The sequence below is a fragment of the Psychrobacter sp. TS_SC_6 genome (assembly GCF_056156305.1).
The window spans coordinates 525,392-543,527 of record NZ_CM149590.1; the positions used below are offsets into that span (position 1 = coordinate 525,392).

The following is an 18,136-nucleotide window of genomic DNA, read 5'->3' on the forward strand; positions in this document are numbered from 1 at the left end:
ATAAATCGGATACATATTAATTTTTTCAAAATTTTAATTTGATTATTCTCCAAGGAAGGTCGGTTATGTTTAAAGAATATAGTCAGTACGATGCGATAGCGTTGGCGGCATTGGTCAATGCAGGGGAAGTCAGCGTCAAAGAACTGCTGGATGCGGCAGTCTATCAAGCCAATCAGCTCAATCCTAAATTGAATGCTATCATTCATCGTTTTGATGAGCGTGCTTATGCTGCAGCGCAGGCGGGACTGCCAGCTGGTGTATTCAACGGCGTCCCTTATTTATTAAAAGATTTGTCATTTAGCTTCGCTGATGAGCCGATTACGATGGGCAGTCATAGCATCAATATCATCTCAAAAAGCGATAGTGAAATCGTCAAGCGCATGAAAGCTACGGGTGTGAATACTTTTGGTAAGACCAATACGCCAGAATTTGGCTTGATTATCACCACTGAGCCGAAAGCACATGGCGTGACACATAATCCTTTTAAAAAAGGCTATAGCTCTGGTGGCTCATCGGGTGGTAGTGCGGCGGCAGTGGCAAGCGGTATCGTACCGATGGCAGGCGCGGGTGATGGCGGCGGCTCGATACGCTTTCCTGCCGCGTGGTGTGGTACATTTGGACTCAAACCCAGTCGCGGTCGTAACCCAATGGGACCCTTATTTGGTGAAGGCTGGGAAGGAGCAGTAGCCGATCATGTAATTACACGTAGCGTGCGTGATAGTGCCGCGATGCTTGATGCGACTAGCGGTGCTGAGATTGGGGCGCCTTTTATCATTGCGCCACCTAAAGGTACTTTTTTAGAAGCGGCGATGCGCGCGCCCCGACAACTGACCATCGCCTTACATCAGCAGCCATTGGTTGCCAACACTGTGGTCGATAAGGAGGTGCTTGCGGTATTAGAGCAGACTGCTAAGCAGCTTGAGGCCATGGGTCATCGTGTGATACCGGCTGAACCTAATATTAATATTGAACAATTCTGGCATAATTTTTTAGTCGTTGTTTGCACGCATACTGCGTTTACTATTGATACTATTGAGCGTTGCTATGGTGTGCAGCATATAAAAAATCTTGAACCGCAAACATATAATATGGCAATGTTAGGACGTTCACTATCTGCTGTTGATTTGGCGCACGCCAAGCATGGCTGGCATGATAGCCAATATCAAACCGGTCTTTTGCTAGAGACCTACGATATGATTTTGTGCCCAACCGTTCCAACACCAGCAGTAAAACATGGCGTATTACCACCAAGTCGCATGGACGAAATGCTCATGCGCAGTGCTGGTTTGCTAAATAAAGGTATGAATATGGGTAAATACGCCTTTAGCTCAGGTATGATCGAAAAGTTAAGCTCACCAGTGCTTGGGAAAATGGGTTTTACCTTATTGGGTAATATTACAGGCTTGCCAGCCATGTCGTTGCCTGTCGGTATGAGTAAAAAAGGTCTGCCAATTGGTATGCAATTGATTGGGCGTATGAATGATGAGACGACGTTATTGAGTGTCGCGGGCGAAATGGAGCGTGCAGGTTTATTTACCAAACCTGCTTTTGAGAAGTAGTATGATGAGAAATGGTATACCTGCATATATCTGACGCTTTGATTGAGAGCCTTTAATCAAAGCGATAGATATCCATGCCTAAGCTATGATGTGCCATACTTTGATGCACGACTGAGACACGTTGACCGGCACCTAAGGCGAAGAATAGTGGCAATAAATGCTCGTCACTGGGATGAATGTCCTTATAATCAGGATATTGCTGCCAGTCTAAGGCGCTTGGGATGTCAGTTTTGAGCTGTTGTAGCAGCCAAACTTTAAAACCCTTTGCGGTTTGGTCGATACTGTCTGCTTGCCAACGTAATGCTTGCAAATTGTGGGTGATATTCCCTGAACCGATAATCAGAATTTGCTCATCACGCAGCTTAGCCAGTTGCGCGCCCAATTGATAACAAGCCACACTATCATAATAGTGTGGTAAGGATATCTGTACGATGGGGATATCAGCTTGCGGATACAGGTGCAAAAGCGGCGCCCACACACCATGGTCGCTGACTCGTAGGGGATTGACTCTACAAACGATACCACGTGCGCTTAGCTGCTGCGCCAGTGTCTCAGCAAGTGCTGGATGACCAGCAGCAGGATATTGCAGCTCATATAGCTCTGGAGTAAAACCTGAAAAGTCATGCCAAGTCTTTGGGTTCGGGTTACTGCTGATTTCAAGTTTCGCTGACTGCCAATGCGCGGACATAATGACGATGGCACGAGGTTTGGGTAGATTTTGTCCAATACGTGCAAGGGCGCTGGTCGTAGCAGATTGCTCGATAGCCAGCGTCGGTGCGCCATGCGATATAAACAGCGCCGGTAACTTAGGGCGCTTTGCCGCGCTAGATATGATAGGCAAATCTGTCCAAGCTGCCGCCGCTGTTATCGGCGTCGGTATCAGTGGGCTATGCAAATCGTCGCGATTATCATCGCGTTGCGAATTGATACTTTGGGCATTGGGTGTTACAGGTTTAGGATGTCTCATGTGGCATTTATTAGGGCGCGCGTCCATTTTTCAATCTGTTGTGTCACTGTGATTGATGATGTTTTCCTACAGGATCGTTTTCTATTGCTACTTTAATTACCACGGTGATAAGGATGGTTATGATTGATACTCATCGCGCGATATAGCTGCTCCATGAGGACAACACGCACTAAAGGATGCGGTAGCGTAAGCGCTGATAACGACCATTTTACATCAGCTTTCGCTAACACTTCAGGAGATACTCCGTCAGCACCACCGATGACCAAGGCAATATCATCGCCTTGCTGCATACCCTCTGCCAATTTATCTGCCAAATTTTCGGTCGATAGCATCTTCCCTTTAACATCGAGTACCCACAATTGCTCACGTCCTGCTGTAGCATGAGCGGCTAAGATCGCCTGACCTTCTTGCGCGCGGTATTGGGCTAAATTGGCATCTGAAGGATTTTTGGCACGTTTCGCCGCTGCGATTTCAACGATTTCGGTACTGAGCATAGGCTGAATACGCTTATGATACTCATCAAAACCAGTTTGTACCCACTTGGGCATTTTATTACCTACGGTCAAAATTCTTACTTTCATAACAGCTGCCATTTTAAGAAGTGGTTAAATAAATGTAATAAGAAAACTTGTTAAATACTAGATTCTTTGCTCAAGACGTGTTTGATAAATAGTCATTTTGTATAATTTTAATGCTTTCAAAGTCCGCTTACTTACTAATAGTCCAACACCCGCCTAAAAAGGATACAGTAAGACAAAGAGAGGAGTCATGCTGCTCTATCCTTTTTAGAGCTGATCAAGTTTTTAGTAAAAAATTTATCAACTCTATTACATAAGTGGAGCAATCGTCTCTGATACCGTATCATCTGCTTCTTGGTTATTGTTATAAGAAGGACTGGGCTTTGGAATAATAGTCAGTTTGGCATCCGATTCAAAAACAACGGCTTCAACCTCATCAAAATTATGAATACCCTCAGAGCGCATAGCACATTCAATTTCTTGTCGGGTCAAACGCTCATCACGCATGGCATCGGGCAAAAACTGCCCTTGGTAAAAAACAATGCGTGGCTCAGACAAAATAAAGCTGCTAAATTGCGGCGAAACAGAGGCGTATTTGGTGACCAAAAATTGTAATAAATACAGTGAAAGAATAGCCGCCATACCTTCGATAATCGGAATGTCTTTGAGTAAAATCGTACTGGCACTTAATGACCCAATCATCACTGTGACAATCCAGTCAAAATTATTTAGCTGAGAGTTTGAGCGTTTGCCTGAAATTTTAGTAAAGGTAACAATCAAAACGTAGACCACGACCGTAGTCAGAATAATACGCCCAAGCTTATCAACATTGTCAAAAAAATCATTTCCATGGTCTTATCTCCTATTCATCAAAGTTCATCAGCGTAAATACAGCGTAACGGAATTTAGAGATGAATAGGGCAAAAACTTTGTAGTTGCTTGTTTATAACGTTCAATTGTTGAAAGTAAGCAATTAAGCGCCCTTGCGATTGGGATCAAGCAGGCGGTTAATTGCCCAAATGCTGATACGTGCACTCACCAAACTCAGCACCAATATCATGATCAATGCAGAAATTAGCGGTAAAGGCTGCTGCATGCTCATCTCAAGCAGCACTTCACGGCTGATGGAATCGAATAGAAATACCCATATCCCCAAAAAGTAAACCATAGTGAGTAGCCAAACCACGATCACGCCGCCAAACATTAAACGGTTGATCTCGTCTCTATCTAGTGCACGCTGTTGGTGCTTGATAAACTTATGCACGGCAATATAAGCGCCCAAGACAATAGACAGCACAGTGACCAATTGCGCATTGAGAGCAAGCTTGGTTTGAATCATCATAAATACAGCGCTGGCAAGCATATAGCCAACAGCAAAAAACCCAATATAGAGCATCAGTTTAGGCTGAGTGGCAGTTGTATTTAAGTGTGATCCTTTACGTCCTGATGGGGTGATAGGTTTGCTAAATGACGCGGGCTTACGTGACATAAAATGTCCTTTATAAAGTAAATAATTTGGCGTAAAAAATTAATGCTGCGCTGTCCAATCTAGCATGGCGTCCAGTACAGGTCTTGCTGTATAGGCATTAAGCGCTTGCTTATTATTGATGATTCCCACCACCACATAATCCTGTCCTGATAAGCCTTTGACATAGCCTGCCATCGAGGTGACATCATTCAACGTACCTGTTTTTATCCAAGCTCGACCAATGGCGTTTGATTCTGGTAAACGCTCGCTATGTGTCAAAATAGTGCCACTGACGCCAGCAATACCTAACGAGTTTACATAAGCATCAAAGCTTGGGTGAGCGTAAGCGTAAGTCAGCAGCTCGCTTAGATTAGCAGCGCTGATGGTGCAATCGCGGCATAGCCCAGAGCCATTGGTCAGATGTGGCGGCGGCGTGCTTAGATGCGTTTGCCACCATTCGTTGATGGTTTGTAAGGCAGCAGGGTAGCTCGTTGTCGCAGGCTTGCCAAATTGATATAAGCTGTGCTGACTATTAATAGCTTTATCGACGTTTTTATTAATGGTTGAATTAGCGGTTTCATCTTTGGGTTTATGATAAGCGCCTATTGATAACGCTACTTGCTCAGTCATCACGTTATTAGAAAAATGGTTGATATCATAGATTTGCTGCGTTAAGTTTAAAGAAGGATAACTAACAATTGGTAAAGGCGACATTGGTAGAGTTGCCAAACCGCGCGCTGATATGGATTTCTTATTCTTATAGGGTGTTTCTTGAGCGACAACGTTGCCCGTTAGCGTATTATCCAGTGCTTGCCATTTGGCTTTGATCACGCGAGCCGCAAAATCTTTGGCATCAGGATAAGCGACATAAAAAGCATGGTTGCCGCAGTTATCGGGTAGAGAGGTATCAAAGATCAGCTGAGTTGCTTGCCACTGCGGCGCTAAGCTATAACGTGCTTGACCACAGGCAGAGGGACGTATATTTATCTTACTTGGCAACTTATAATCTGCCAGCTGCGGCGTATAAGTCAGCTGTGCTTGGGCATTATCTAATGGATAGCTTTGGATACCAATAGTACTGAAATTTACCAAAAAACCATCGGGACTGGCGTTATAAGGACGTAAAGGCGCGTTATCAAATGCCGCTGGATCTTTACTGACATGGTTAAAAATGGCGCTATCGACAATGATATCGCCATCAATATGATGGATGCCTGCTGCTTTCACTTTATAGAGCAATTGCTGTAAGCGCTCATGGGTCATTTTTGGGTCGCCACTGCCTTGAATCACCAAATCACCAAGCAAGGTATCACCGATAATAATGCCAGTATGGTAAACGCGTGTATGCCAGACAAAATCAGCGCCCAAGGTATCTAAGGCAATAAAGCTTGGCACCAGTTTCATGGTGCTGGCAGGCGTACGCGCAATATCAGGCTGATGATTGAGTAATGGTGAAAACGATATTTTTATTGAGCTCTCACCGTCAGCTTTTTTATTGTCGCTGTTATTACTATCTGTGCCATTAGCACTGATATTGTCGTTCTGACTGGAAGGATAATTAGTAGTGTTTGACACGTTTTCTGGCAGTAATGACGGAGTACTCATCAAGCTTTGATGGGTATATGGATCATCGGTATAAGCGTGTAATTGTCTGTCGTGCTGTCTGATGGTTTGCTTTTCGATGATTACTAACGCACTTTGGTAATTGGCTAGCGGTTTAGGGCTCTGCTTGTTTTGCACCAGTTTTTGCTTGTTGTTATTGGTATCAGTATTTATCTCGTCTGAGCTTGCAGGCTGCAATTGATTGACCGCCTTTTCACTGTCGATGACCTGAACGGCAGAGGGCAAGCGGCTGGCGGTTTTATCTCCTACAGGTGTGATAACAATACTGATGTCTGCTGCATTCAAATGGGCTCGCGCTAATGCCGTTTCAATCTCTTGCGGTAATGCAGCGTACAGCTGTAATGGCACTAAGGTAGGAGCGACAATTAATACCAGTAAAGATAGACGTTGACCGATATTCTTCGGCGTTTGCAAATATTGGCTAATGGCTGTTGTGCGTATAGAAGGGTTATGAGTTCTAAGTAGGGTTGGTTTTACTAAGGAGCGCATGAGCAGCCTATCTTCAAGTGGCAAAAACAGGCTATGGTAACATGAGTTGCTGTTTTCGCGTAGACGCTGCATGTATTGTTAAGCGCACTTTTATCTTAGAGCTTACCCCAAATTATCTAGTATTCTATTTTAACAATAAGGTTTAACGCATATGCAAAAACGCCATCGCTGTCATGATGGCGTCATTATAAGCATCGTGGATGCCAAGCTCAGGAATATTATAATGCGCCAAGATACTATTCAAATGCTGTGCTTGGCTAGGGAGCCCTTGGCTACGACCCATCATACGCCGACTATAAAGGGGTCGTATATCGATAATCTCATTGGGCAAATGAGCACCCATATAATGCTTTACTAAAGGGTTTAAGAACCCGACGTCTATTTGCGGACAAAACCCCACAAGTGGTCGATTACCAATAAAGGGCAGCAGTAGCCCCAGCATCTCATCATAACTCATCGCATGCTCAACATCGGCGGTGCGCAGTCCATGAATGACAATGGTATCGCCCTCAGGCATGACAGGCGGTCTGCAAAGCAGATGCAGCCCATTTCCTGTATCAATCTTATCACCATTGATATGAATGGCAGCTACCGATAATAGGTGATGCTTCTTTGGATTGAGTCCGGTCATCTCACAGTCAATCGCGACCCATTGCTCATCGACAGGTGCCGTAAACATTGATGCCAGTTCAGGTCGCTGTAATTGGTTTTTTTGCCAAGCAGTAGACAGCTGTTTTAGCCAGTTCATAGTCAGTTATCTCCAAGGCTAACCGCTTTACCTTAACCAAATTCAAGCTGATAATGTCGGTTTAATTCGTCTTTAAAGCTTTTTACTACCGCCAAACACTCTTTTAATAAATCACGTTCAAGAGCAGACAAGGTCGTTGGATTGACTTCTTTTGCATGCTTATTGTCTGTCAATAAAGCCACCGATAGGCGCTGCGCCATAAAGAACTCTAATGCCTCAAGTAAGGTGTCGGCGCGCTCTTGGGTTAATGCCCGCGCTTGAACCAACGCTTTCAGACGACCTTTGCTGCTAGGGTCGGTAAAGATGTCGTTTTCTAACGCCAAGGTACGGATGCCATGTACCAAGGGAAAGATACCCGCTTTTTTGAGGTCAATAGTATAAGTGCTGGGTTTACCACCTAATAACGGTACTAGCTTTTGCCACCATTGATTGATATCGCCGAACTGCAGCGCTGCTCGTGCAAATTGGCGCACGAACATCAAGTCTGACTGCCTATGGGCGATTTTTATATGTTCACGAACCTGCGTCAATAGCGTTTCATCACCGCAGACATATTCACCATCGAATATGGCGGATAAATAAATACTGTGCATCGGGTCAGTGTTTTTAAACCATAGACTAATCTGCGCTTTAAACGCTTTTAATGGTTGCCGCCACATGGGATTATTCATCATGATATTACCATCACAGAGTGGATAGCCAAGATCTGCTAAGTGCTGGTTAAAGGTATCGGCAAATTGTGCCAGCTTAGGATGGTCATAACCATCACGCATGATGAGCGCATTGTCTTGGTCGGTACGCATGATTTGCTCGCCGCGACCCTCTGAACCCATGACGATAACACAGGTATTTTCTATTACTTCATCAGGGACGATAAGTTGCCAAAGCTTGGTAAATACTTGCGCGTTAAGGGTCTGTACCATGCGGCTGACGTTGCCCATCTTGATACCGTTTTGATGCTGAGCGCGTATATAGCGTCCAATCAACTCAACTGCGGTTGCCAAACTTGGCAAATCTGTGGCTTGGTCGATCTGAATACTAATCAGCTGAGAATGATGACCAATGTGAGCAAGCATATCGCTTTGCCCAAGTACACCAATGACCTTACCATTAGTATTTATCACCGGTAGCCTGTGAATTCGATAGCGAGTCATGGTCAGTAACGCATCACCAATCTCATCATCCGCATCGATGGTCCTTAGGTTAAAACTTGCATAGTTTTGACAAGGCGTCGTAGCAGGATTCTGCTGGTCACTGACAGCGCGGCAGATATCGTTATCGCTGAGGATACCCAAGGTACGATCGGAGCTGTTTTTATCTTGTAAATGTCTTGGTGGGCGTATCAAGACATGTTTCAATCCAGCCTCAGTCATGGTAAGTGCTGCTTGATATAGGCTATCGTTTGCGTCAACGATATGGACTGGTAGTAAAGTAATATCAATCACCGGCTGTAGCATGATTTGCTGTACTTCGTGAGGGTCGTCATAGCTGGCAGTGTCAAGTTTTTTCCCACCACGCCTCAGCTGTAAGGCTTTTAGTCGCTCAGGTAGATTTTCTGATAGTAATTGGCGTACGAAATGGTTTTGGGCACCGATTTTATCAATGATTGCCCCATTTACTTGCAGCAATAAAGTATCTTCGACAGCGCGAAACTGATAAGCAGCCGGCTGCGAATCAATGTTTTTATCTTCTTGCAGCCCATCTTCTATGAGCGACTTTGGTGAGCGCCTGCTATCAAACCAATCGTTACTATTCAGATGTTCGGTATGGTTGCTGCCCAAATAAGAGGCGACAAAATCCCCATCTAACAGCTGCTCAATATGACCTTTAAGCACCACATAAAAGTACTGCAAATCACCCGCTGGTAACGTCTCATCTTTGGCAAGATATCGAACTTGGGTATTTTTTTTGATACTTTGGCGTTCAGCAGCTCTTAATACATCAAATGGTGGCTGGGTAAAATCAAGATGGGGCATGGCATCATCCTTGATGGCATAAGCACTAAAAAGATAGGTAACTATTAAAAATACAGCGTCAAATAACAGTGCTGTATTATCTGAATATAAGACTTACTATAGCATTCTTTAACAGAAAACCGCCAATAACCATAATATTATTATGGTTATTGGCGGTTTGTTAAGTTTAATGCGTTTTAAATAGCGATTTTAAGCACCGAGTAATTGACGAATGCGCTTGATTGCCTCGCGACTTTCCTCGACGCTTGCTACCAAAGCGATACGCACATAGCCTTGCCCCGGATTTTCACCATTGACCTCGCGTGATAGGTAACGTCCGGCAAGCGCGTGAATATTGGCATCCTCATAGAGTGCTTTGACAAATAATTCATCATCACCACCGAATTGCTCAGGCACTTTTATCCAAAAGTAAAATCCTGCCTCAGGCATGCGCAAATCTAATAACGCTCCAAGCTCCGACATCCAGAGCGCAAATTTTTCTTGATACAGCGCCCGATTGTGCGCCACATGCTTTTCATCTTCCCAAGCAGCGATAGATGCTAGCTGATGAGGTATCGGCATCGCACAGCCTTGATAGGTGCGGTACTGTAAATAAGCCTGCAAGATAGCGGCATCGCCTGCCACAAAGCCTGAACGCAAACCGGGCAGGTTTGAGCGTTTCGATAAAGAGTGAAACACCAGACAGTTTTTGAAATCGTGGCGACCAAGAGCAGCGCAGGCTTGCAGCAAGCCTATTGGTGCTTTATCAAAATACAGCTCGCTATAACATTCATCGCTGGCGATGATAAAGCCGTATTGATCTGATAGGCGCAGCACTTGCTCCCAATCATCCATTGTCATTACCGAGCCTGTTGGATTATTGGGGCTACAGACAAATAACAACTGCGTACGTGTCCATACGTCTTTGGGTACGGCGCGATAGTCGCCTTTAAAGCCATTGTCTGCTGTGCAAGGGATAAAATAAGGCGCCGCTTGTGCTAATATCGCCGCCCCTTCATATATCTGATAAAACGGGTTGGGCATAACAACCGTAGGCGATTGATTAAGCGCTAATGGTGGGTTAGCTGTTTCTGCTTGATGGTCAATAACCGCCTGCACGATACTAAATATCGCCTCACGTGTACCCATGACTGGCAATACTTGCGTATGAGGATCGACATGATTCAAAAAAAAGCGCTTCTCAAGCCAGTGAGCAATGGTTTGACGCAGCTCAAACAGCCCATTTGTGGTCGGATAATGGCTTATTTTGTCCAAGTTTTCGCGTAGTACGTCCAGAACAAATGCAGGCGGGGCGTGTTTTGGCTCGCCAATACCGAGCTTGATTTCATTATAGCTATGGGCTGGGATGCTATCAGCAAGTAAGGTTGCCATCTTAGCGAAGGGATAAGGGTGCAGGTGCGTTAAGTTGTGATTCATAGGTTGGCTAACTATAATAGACAGTTAATAATAAAATCATAAAGAAAAATTACATTTGAGCAGTGTAGCACTTCTCTTATTTTTTGTCTTTTGCTTCTTATATTTACTTATAGTGCTTTGTAATGACTTGAGTAGAGGATAGTTAAGCATTGTTATTTTAGCTATATGGCTGTGTAAATAGGTAATCATGTGACTATATCATAACGCGTTATTATAAAAGCGATGTGATGTATGTATTACTAAGTAAAGATAAATGCTGGCTTTTCTGACAGCGTATTTTAGGAATAATTTGATATGTCTAGTATGTTAAAAACGGACAGTCTCGATGCTAAGGATATCAATGAAAAATACTTTGATGATCATGAAAGCCTTGAGGCTTATAAGCAGCTAAAGCAGCGTGAACAGTCTTGGTGGAAATCACGCCAGCAGTTGACACTGTTACGAGAACGTCAAATGTTTTGGTTTGGCAACAATAGTTTTATGATGTGGCTGCTCTGGCAATTGGTCAGCTATATAATCGTTGCTATAGTAATCATGCTGTTTAGCAAATTGCTAGATATATCGTTACCTCTGTGGCAATACATCGCTTTATTTGTCGTACAAACCTTAATTTTTATTGTGATGCTGAGTTTTAAAGACAGACTTGCTAGGCAGTTGCAATATAAGATTAATCAAGCCGATTTGTCGCGTGAAGAGATGTTTAATGAGATGACTATCTTGGCTTCTGATAGCTTATATCGCGATGTTCACGCCAAAGCACCTATTACTTTGAAGCAAATCTACCGATATTATAATGCAGAATTTCATTTGGCCAGCTTGCACCGCCTCCTACAAAAGGAGGTCGATGCGGGACGTTTGATGTATGGCGACCAAAAGGTAGAGGCTGATATCTTGCCTCTAGAGCTTGCCGATAATGCGCTGAAGGAATATGCACGTGGCATCATTTATAAAAGCTTGATATAGAAAATAAGCTAGACTCTATCATTATGGACACTAAGACTGTCTATCAGTGCCGTTTTTAACGTCTTAAGTTTATCAGCGCTCAGTGCTTGATCATTTTGATCGCTGATATAAAACATATCTTCTGCACGCTCGCCAAGCGTAGTAATACGCGCGGCATGTACCTCAATCTGCTGCTGTAAAAATACTTGTCCAACACGGGCAAGTAAACCTGGCTGATCAAGGGTCTCTAAGCTCATGATGTGCTGACTTGAGGCATCATTGAACTCAAAATTGATCGTCGTTGCTACATCAAAATGTTTGAGCTGGCGTGGAATCCGTTTGTGCGTCAGTTTGGGCGCAGTCGGATTTTTAAAGGCATCGATCAGTCGCTGCTTAAGCTCTTGCTGGCTGTCGCTATCGACCAGTAAAGTACCACTACGGTCGAGTAGCACATAAGAATCCAACGCAAAATCACGGGTCGCTGTGATAATACGGGCATCCAACACATCAAGGTTCATCTGATCGAATACGGCCATGGTAACCGCAAACAAATTGACCTGATCTTGCGTATAAACAAAAACCTGTACCGCATCAAGCGCTAGCTCTCGATGCTCACGTAGGACAACTAATGGCGGACTATCAGCATTTGACGCTCGACCTATAGGCGGATGATTCAAAATCGCTTCAGTATGCCATAAGATATCTTCTGCAATTTCACGCAAAAAATACTCATCGCCCAAATCATCCCACAATCTCAAGACCTCATCGCGATTCATATGCTGATTGTCGACGTTATCTAGCATTACCAGTGCTTGCTTGCGTGTGGCACTAATCATATCTTGACGATTGGTTGGGGCATCAATATCCGCCCGTAAAATACGGCGTGTTTGCGAATATAGCTGCTTCATAAGTGTCGCACGCCAGCTGTTCCAAAGTTGTGGATTGGTGGCGTTCATATCAGCGACGGTTAAGACATACAGATGATTTAGATGGGTGACGTTACCGACCAAATCTGCAAATAATGTCACAACCTCTGGGTCTGAGATATCTTTTTTCTGAGCTGTCATTGACATCAGCAGATGATAACGGGTCAACCAGCCAACCAGATTGGCGTCTGCAGTACTCATACCATGAGCCAGACAAAATTCAATCGACTCGATTTCGCCAAGTTGACTATGGTTGCCGCCACGACCTTTGGCAATATCATGAAACATCGCCGCTAATACCAAAATCTCTTTGCGCTCGATGCGCTGAAAGATAGAGCTGACCAGCGGAAAATCTTCAAAAAAACGTGGATCTGTAAAACGGTGCAGAATACGAATCAAAAATAAGGTATGGGCATCGACTGTATAGCGATGGAATAAGTCATACTGCATCAAACCCGTGACTTGAGCAAAGGCGGGGATATAGTTACCCAGAACCCCATAACGATTCATGGTACGCAGGCGATGAAAGAGATAATTCTGCTCTTTTAAATTGGCTAAAAATAAGGTTTGATGCGTAGGATTGTCGCGATAAGCCTGATCAATACCACGTGCTGCAATTTTTAGCGCGCGCAAAGTATGGGTACGGACATTCTTGATACCATATTGACCCATCAGTAAAAACATCTCTAAAATCGACTCGGGATGCTGCGCAAATACTCTGTGATGCGCCATTGCGATTTGGTCGCCGACTTGGTTAAAGCGGGCATTGATAGGCTGTTTTTTTGGGCGTTCTGCATCAGGCAACTGCGCCTCGATAATGGTTTCGTAATAGTGATTGGTTAGCATTTCAGACAATGTTGATATTTGCATCGCACAGCGGTAATAATCGCGCATAAAACGCTCGACCGCCGCATTAGGTTCGTCATCTGGCTGAGTCTCATAGCCCATCAATTGAGCAATCTCACGTTGATAATCGAATAGCAGTTTGTTTTCATTGCGACCAGTCAGTTCGTGAAGATAGTGCCGTATCTGCCATAAATAGTTTTCTGAAAAGCTTAATTCATCGAATTCCTTTTCAGTCAAGAAGTTCTGTTGTACCAAATCATAGAGCTTACTGACCCGAAAATAGCGTTTGGTCACCCAGCCAATAATATGAATGTCTCGTAGACCGCCAGGGGCGGTTTTTATATTGGGCTCAAGATTATATTCTGTGGCATTGTGCTGTAAATAACGTGCTTTTGCCTCATCGATTTTTACATCATAAAACGAGCGTGGGGACCATTGATTGTTTACTATTTGGTGCGGGACATTTTGCAAAGCGTCGTTGCCTACTAATAGGCGAGCCTCTAATAATGCACTGGCAATAGTATGGTCAAGCGCCGCCTCCAAGCAGTCACTGACGCTGCGTACTGATAACGCTGGCTCAAGTCCGATGTCCCATAAGAGTGCCACCAAGTTATCAATTTTACTACTGGTATCAGCGTCAATATCATGTGGCATCAGTAGCAAAATATCGATATCTGAATGTAGCGATAACTCACCGCGACCATAGCCACCAGTTGCAAACAGTGCCAAATCCGTCTTATCAAGCCCAAAGCATTTAAATAATTCGATCAATAAATCATCAATCACGCAAGCACGCGCACTAACCAGTTGCCGGATATTGACGCCACGTTCGAGTGCGCGGCTGATATCGTCATTTATTTGAAGCAACCATTCAGGAATACCAAATAGCGATTTTTCTACCACGCTCGTGTCTGTTGATAAAGAAGCAGTTGTTATATTGTCTGCTGAAAACAAAGGCATCGGTGTCAAATCAATAGCGGTGACATCACAATTAAACATGAGATTTATCCAGTTAAAAGTTTGAAGTCTAGTTCAGTAAGTAAGGATTGCTAAAAATAAAAAGCGATCAATGATATAGAGAAAGTATAAAGATAAAAAACCATCAAGAATAGTGGGGAACAACCATTAATAATAGACGAAAAAAAAGACCGCCTAAGCGATCTTTCATTGTATTACTGAGTCAAAAAACTCAAATCTTCTTCAGGGCGCGTGGTAAATACTTCACAGCCATTGTCCGTTACGACCATGGTATGCTCCCACTGAGCGGATAGCTTGCGATCTTTAGTGATAGCAGTCCATTCATCCGGTAAAATCTTAGTCTGCCACGTGCCTTGGTTAATCATCGGCTCGATGGTAAAAGTCATGCCAGTTTTTAGCTCAAATCCTGTGCCTTTTTTGCCATAGTGCATGACTTGCGGCTCATGGTGGAACTCATTACTGATACCGTGACCACAGAACTCACGTACGATACTAAAACGCTCAGGCTCGACCACTGCTTGGATAGCCGCACCAACGTCGCCCAAACGCGCGCCGTTCTTGACCACGCTCATGCCAGCATATAGGGCGTCTTGTGCTACTTTGCAAATACGCTGTGCCATGATAGAGCCATTGCCGACGATCCACATTTTTGAGGTATCACCATAATAGCCATCTTTAATAACGGTCACATCGATATTGATGATATCACCGTCTTTTAGCAATTTATTTTCGGATGGAATACCGTGACAAACCACGTGGTTAATTGAGGTGCAGATAGATTTTGGAAAACCATTGTAGTTGAGCGGCGCAGGAATGGCTTGTTGCACATTGACGATATAATCATGGGCAATTTGGTTTAATGCTTCGGTACTGATGCCGACTCTAACGTGTTCGTCGAGCATCACCAAAACATCGCTGGCAAGTTTACCGGCCACGCGCATTTTTTCTATGGCATCGGCGGACTGGATAAGGGATTTTTTAGTCATCATCATCTGTCTTATAATTATAAAATTAAGGTGAGATCATTATACCATAAATGGATTAGAGGCAGTTTTGAGTTAGATGATAGTAAATCTATCGTTATTATTAATAATAATGACTATACAACCAAAGAGATACGGTGATGACCCTATAGTCACAATAATATATTCATATTTTGATAAATTAGTTGAATGTTACAGAATATATAAGTAATGTAATTTTGCTGCTTAAAGGAATTAACAGCATTCTTTACCGCTTGTGAGTGCATGGGCGAGGTAAGGAAATCAAACTTAATGACAGTATGTAATGACAACAAGGACGTTGCGATGACTATCAAAACCTATCTCTGCACGGCACTAAAGCCAAGCCTATTTTTACCATCACTGGGTGCCATTGGCACAGGTGTCTTATTACTGACGATGCAAACCACCTCGGCGCAAGCAGCTGGCCAATATTATAATTGTGCCAATGCCAATGGTTGTAAACTCGTTGATAGCAAATACTTTACTTCGAGCTACACAAAAACCCAATATCCGGTCGTCATGGCGCATGGACTCGGTGGTTTTACCAAGCTATTTGGTGTTATCGATTACTTCAATGGCATTCCGGGAGAGTTGATAAAAGGGGGCTCAGAGGTGTACACCACCAAAACGTCAGCCGTCAATAATAGTGAGGTTCGTGGTGAGCAGCTGCTACAACAAGTCAAAACCATTACGGCCATCTCAGGTAAGTCTAAAGTCAATTTATTCGGGCACAGTCAAGGCGGTATAGACATTCGTTATGTGGCAGGAGTAGCACCAAAATACGTCGCCTCAGTCACAGCGGTATCCAGTCCAGAACAAGGCTCAAAAACGGCAGATTTTGTCAAAAATACGCTCGAGCCAAATAACACATCAGGCAGCCCATCAAACGTTACGACAGAGTTGGTATCAGGCGTGTTCAATTTAATTGGTGGCTTTACCGATGTCGGTTCGGGTATCAGCTTTAATCAGATACAACAGCAAGATGGCTGGCAAGCGCTCCTTGCTTTATCAACAAGTGGCGCTGCCAATTTTAATGCAAAGTTTCCAGCAGCGATGCCAAGATCGTACTGTGGTCAGCCAGCGAATACCAATGTTAATGGTATTAAATATTACTCATTTAGTGGGGTTGGACAGCTCACTAGCGCACTCGATCCTAGCGATTATCTATTGGCAGCAACAGGCGTACCGTTTGCAGGCGAGTCTAATGATGGTTTGGTCTCTGCCTGTTCAAGTCGCCTTGGCTATGTGATTCGTGACAACTATCGCATGAATCACTTGGATTCTGCCGATCAAGTGTTAGGTTTGACCGCATGGGGCGAGTCTGAGCCAAAGTCTATTTATCGCACTCAGGTCAATCGCCTCAAAAACGCCAACCTCTAAACTGACTGATAAAATAAGAACGCTCACTTATGTCAAATGGTCGCCGTTCCGCTTATTTACTGATCGCTATCATCGCCATGATTGTCATAGTCACGGCGGCGATTATCCTGTGGTTCAAACCCAGTGCTGGGAAGGATTTGGCGAAAGTTATTCCTCTCTCTCTTGCTTTTGATAATAAAGCGGATGGCTCGGTATCTATTCTGTCTGGTACGGATAACGCCATTAAGGCCTCCGACACTCAAAACTTTACCAGACTCACCACAGGTTTAGAGGGCTTGCCGCAATCTTTACAAGGGGCAGAGGTGGATGGTGAAATCATTATTGATGAAAACAAACAGCTGATCGTTACCGAAGGCTTACGGCGGCTGTTTGATTATTTTTTATCGGCCCTTGGAGAGGAGGACGAAGCCGCAATATCAGCGCGTGTCGAGAGTTATATTCGCCACCACACGCCAGAGCCTGCCGCCAGTCAAGCAGTGGCTATATTTAAGCAATATATTGCCTATCTAAAAGCGCTTCCAGAGATAGAGAAGCGCTATGGCAACCTCCAACTACAAGCGACTAAAAACGGCGCGCTGGATTTGAGCGTCGTCACTCAGCAAAAGCAAGATATCGCCAATTTGCGTCAGCAGTATTTTGAAAAACCAACTATCACGGCGTTTTTTGGTGCTGAAGACGAATACGATGAGTATAGTATAGAGATGATCAGAATTGAGCAAAACGCGCAAATGTCTGACAGTCAAAAACAAGCGGCAAGACAAGACTATATCAGCCGTATGCCAGACAATACCGCCAAAGCCAATATCGAGCAGCAAGCCAATTTAAATGAATTGATCAGTCGTACAGAGCAGATGAAAGCCAAAGGCGCAACGCCTGAAGCCTTATATAGTATGCGTCGAGAGTTGGTAGGCGCGCCAGCAGCAGCAAGGCTTGCCCAAGTAGATCAAGAAGATGCCGATTTTGATCAGCGTTTTACTCAATATGAAACACAAAAACAGCGTCTTTTGAGCCAACAGACGGACAACGCACAAGTTCAAGCTCAGATTGAGCAAATCGAACAGCAATTATTTAATGATAGCGAACGCAAACGTTTGGCAGGGTATGCAGCGCTACAACAACAAGAAGCTACCGAGACAAATTAACCAAAAAGACAGGCTATAGATATGAATTCAAAGGTAAGTAAAAATCGTAAATATAGCTTGATAAGCTTTTAGGCAGTAAAGCAATTATTAAGAATAAAACAAAAGATTGTGTTTTAGCAGTTAATAACTGGCTTAACAAGGCATATTAGCAAAA

At 43.9% G+C, this 18,136-nt stretch carries 14 protein-coding genes; 4 read left to right on the forward strand and 10 right to left on the reverse strand.

Annotated features, from left to right (window positions below; genetic code table 11):
- Positions 1 to 65: 65 nt before the first annotated feature.
- Entirely contained in the window at positions 66 to 1,559 is a 1,494-nt protein-coding gene (locus AC0J5Y_RS02260) for an amidase (RefSeq protein ID WP_475131346.1), read from the forward strand.
- Between the two features lie 52 nt (positions 1,560 to 1,611).
- Here the strand turns inward: AC0J5Y_RS02260 and AC0J5Y_RS02265 are convergent, their stop codons facing one another.
- The 8 genes from AC0J5Y_RS02265 to dapC all read right to left on the reverse strand — a co-directional run bounded on the left by AC0J5Y_RS02265 (position 1,612) and on the right by dapC (position 10,764).
- Positions 1,612 to 2,526, reverse strand: coding sequence for a DODA-type extradiol aromatic ring-opening family dioxygenase (locus AC0J5Y_RS02265; RefSeq protein WP_475131347.1), 915 nt, complete (start codon positions 2,524 to 2,526; stop codon positions 1,612 to 1,614).
- A gap of 92 nt (positions 2,527 to 2,618) precedes the next feature.
- Entirely contained in the window at positions 2,619 to 3,107 is a 489-nt protein-coding gene (gene rlmH, locus AC0J5Y_RS02270) for a 23S rRNA (pseudouridine(1915)-N(3))-methyltransferase RlmH (RefSeq protein WP_475131349.1), read from the reverse strand.
- A gap of 246 nt (positions 3,108 to 3,353) precedes the next feature.
- A complete protein-coding gene (locus AC0J5Y_RS02275) occupies positions 3,354 to 3,824 on the reverse strand; it encodes a DUF421 domain-containing protein (protein ID WP_475131350.1) in 471 nt (156 codons plus the stop codon).
- Between the two features lie 193 nt (positions 3,825 to 4,017).
- Positions 4,018 to 4,533, reverse strand: a complete 516-nt coding sequence (locus tag AC0J5Y_RS02280; RefSeq protein WP_475131351.1) for an ABZJ_00895 family protein — start codon at positions 4,531 to 4,533, stop codon at positions 4,018 to 4,020.
- Between the two features lie 39 nt (positions 4,534 to 4,572).
- On the reverse strand, positions 4,573 to 6,696 hold the full coding sequence (locus AC0J5Y_RS02285; protein ID WP_475131352.1) for a D-alanyl-D-alanine carboxypeptidase/D-alanyl-D-alanine-endopeptidase: 2,124 nt from the start codon (positions 6,694 to 6,696) through the stop codon (positions 4,573 to 4,575).
- 70 nt (positions 6,697 to 6,766) lie between these two features.
- Positions 6,767 to 7,378, reverse strand: coding sequence for a 3'-5' exonuclease (locus tag AC0J5Y_RS02290; RefSeq protein WP_475132057.1), 612 nt, complete (start codon positions 7,376 to 7,378; stop codon positions 6,767 to 6,769).
- A gap of 26 nt (positions 7,379 to 7,404) precedes the next feature.
- Positions 7,405 to 9,348: a DUF294 nucleotidyltransferase-like domain-containing protein gene (locus AC0J5Y_RS02295; protein WP_475131353.1), complete on the reverse strand. Its 1,944-nt coding sequence runs from the start codon at positions 9,346 to 9,348 to the stop codon at positions 7,405 to 7,407.
- A gap of 189 nt (positions 9,349 to 9,537) precedes the next feature.
- Positions 9,538 to 10,764, reverse strand: coding sequence for a succinyldiaminopimelate transaminase (gene dapC / locus AC0J5Y_RS02300; RefSeq protein ID WP_475131354.1), 1,227 nt, complete (start codon positions 10,762 to 10,764; stop codon positions 9,538 to 9,540).
- A gap of 294 nt (positions 10,765 to 11,058) precedes the next feature.
- On the opposite strand from dapC, the gene AC0J5Y_RS02305 reads away from it, so the two are divergent.
- On the forward strand, positions 11,059 to 11,727 hold the full coding sequence (locus AC0J5Y_RS02305) for a hypothetical protein (protein WP_475131355.1): 669 nt from the start codon (positions 11,059 to 11,061) through the stop codon (positions 11,725 to 11,727).
- 8 nt (positions 11,728 to 11,735) lie between these two features.
- On the opposite strand, the gene glnD is transcribed toward AC0J5Y_RS02305, so the two are convergent.
- Positions 11,736 to 14,477 carry a [protein-PII] uridylyltransferase gene (gene glnD / locus AC0J5Y_RS02310; RefSeq protein WP_475131356.1) on the reverse strand — a complete coding sequence of 914 codons (2,742 nt, stop codon included), beginning with the start codon at positions 14,475 to 14,477 and terminating at the stop codon, positions 11,736 to 11,738.
- Between the two features lie 173 nt (positions 14,478 to 14,650).
- On the reverse strand, positions 14,651 to 15,442 hold the full coding sequence (gene map / locus AC0J5Y_RS02315; protein ID WP_475131357.1) for a type I methionyl aminopeptidase: 792 nt from the start codon (positions 15,440 to 15,442) through the stop codon (positions 14,651 to 14,653).
- A gap of 321 nt (positions 15,443 to 15,763) precedes the next feature.
- Between map and AC0J5Y_RS02320 the strand changes: the two genes are divergently transcribed.
- Together AC0J5Y_RS02320 and AC0J5Y_RS02325 are read left to right on the forward strand one after the other, a co-directional pair.
- Positions 15,764 to 16,840, forward strand: coding sequence for an esterase/lipase family protein (locus AC0J5Y_RS02320; protein ID WP_475131358.1), 1,077 nt, complete (start codon positions 15,764 to 15,766; stop codon positions 16,838 to 16,840).
- A 29-nt stretch (positions 16,841 to 16,869) separates the two neighbouring features.
- On the forward strand, positions 16,870 to 17,982 hold the full coding sequence (locus AC0J5Y_RS02325) for a lipase secretion chaperone (protein WP_475131359.1): 1,113 nt from the start codon (positions 16,870 to 16,872) through the stop codon (positions 17,980 to 17,982).
- Positions 17,983 to 18,136: the final 154 nt, after the last annotated feature.

Coding starts and splice junctions, on each gene's coding strand:
- AC0J5Y_RS02260 (WP_475131346.1), top strand. CDS start 66: ATGTTTAAAGAATATAGTCAGTACGATGCGATAGCGTTGGCGGCATTG.
- AC0J5Y_RS02265 (WP_475131347.1), bottom strand. CDS start 2,526: ATGAGACATCCTAAACCTGTAACACCCAATGCCCAAAGTATCAATTCG.
- rlmH (WP_475131349.1), bottom strand. CDS start 3,107: ATGAAAGTAAGAATTTTGACCGTAGGTAATAAAATGCCCAAGTGGGTA.
- AC0J5Y_RS02280 (WP_475131351.1), bottom strand. CDS start 4,533: ATGTCACGTAAGCCCGCGTCATTTAGCAAACCTATCACCCCATCAGGA.
- AC0J5Y_RS02285 (WP_475131352.1), bottom strand. CDS start 6,696: ATGCAGCGTCTACGCGAAAACAGCAACTCATGTTACCATAGCCTGTTT.
- AC0J5Y_RS02295 (WP_475131353.1), bottom strand. CDS start 9,348: ATGCCCCATCTTGATTTTACCCAGCCACCATTTGATGTATTAAGAGCT.
- dapC (WP_475131354.1), bottom strand. CDS start 10,764: ATGAATCACAACTTAACGCACCTGCACCCTTATCCCTTCGCTAAGATG.
- AC0J5Y_RS02305 (WP_475131355.1), top strand. CDS start 11,059: ATGTCTAGTATGTTAAAAACGGACAGTCTCGATGCTAAGGATATCAAT.
- glnD (WP_475131356.1), bottom strand. CDS start 14,477: ATGTTTAATTGTGATGTCACCGCTATTGATTTGACACCGATGCCTTTG.
- map (WP_475131357.1), bottom strand. CDS start 15,442: ATGACTAAAAAATCCCTTATCCAGTCCGCCGATGCCATAGAAAAAATG.
- AC0J5Y_RS02320 (WP_475131358.1), top strand. CDS start 15,764: ATGACTATCAAAACCTATCTCTGCACGGCACTAAAGCCAAGCCTATTT.
- AC0J5Y_RS02325 (WP_475131359.1), top strand. CDS start 16,870: ATGTCAAATGGTCGCCGTTCCGCTTATTTACTGATCGCTATCATCGCC.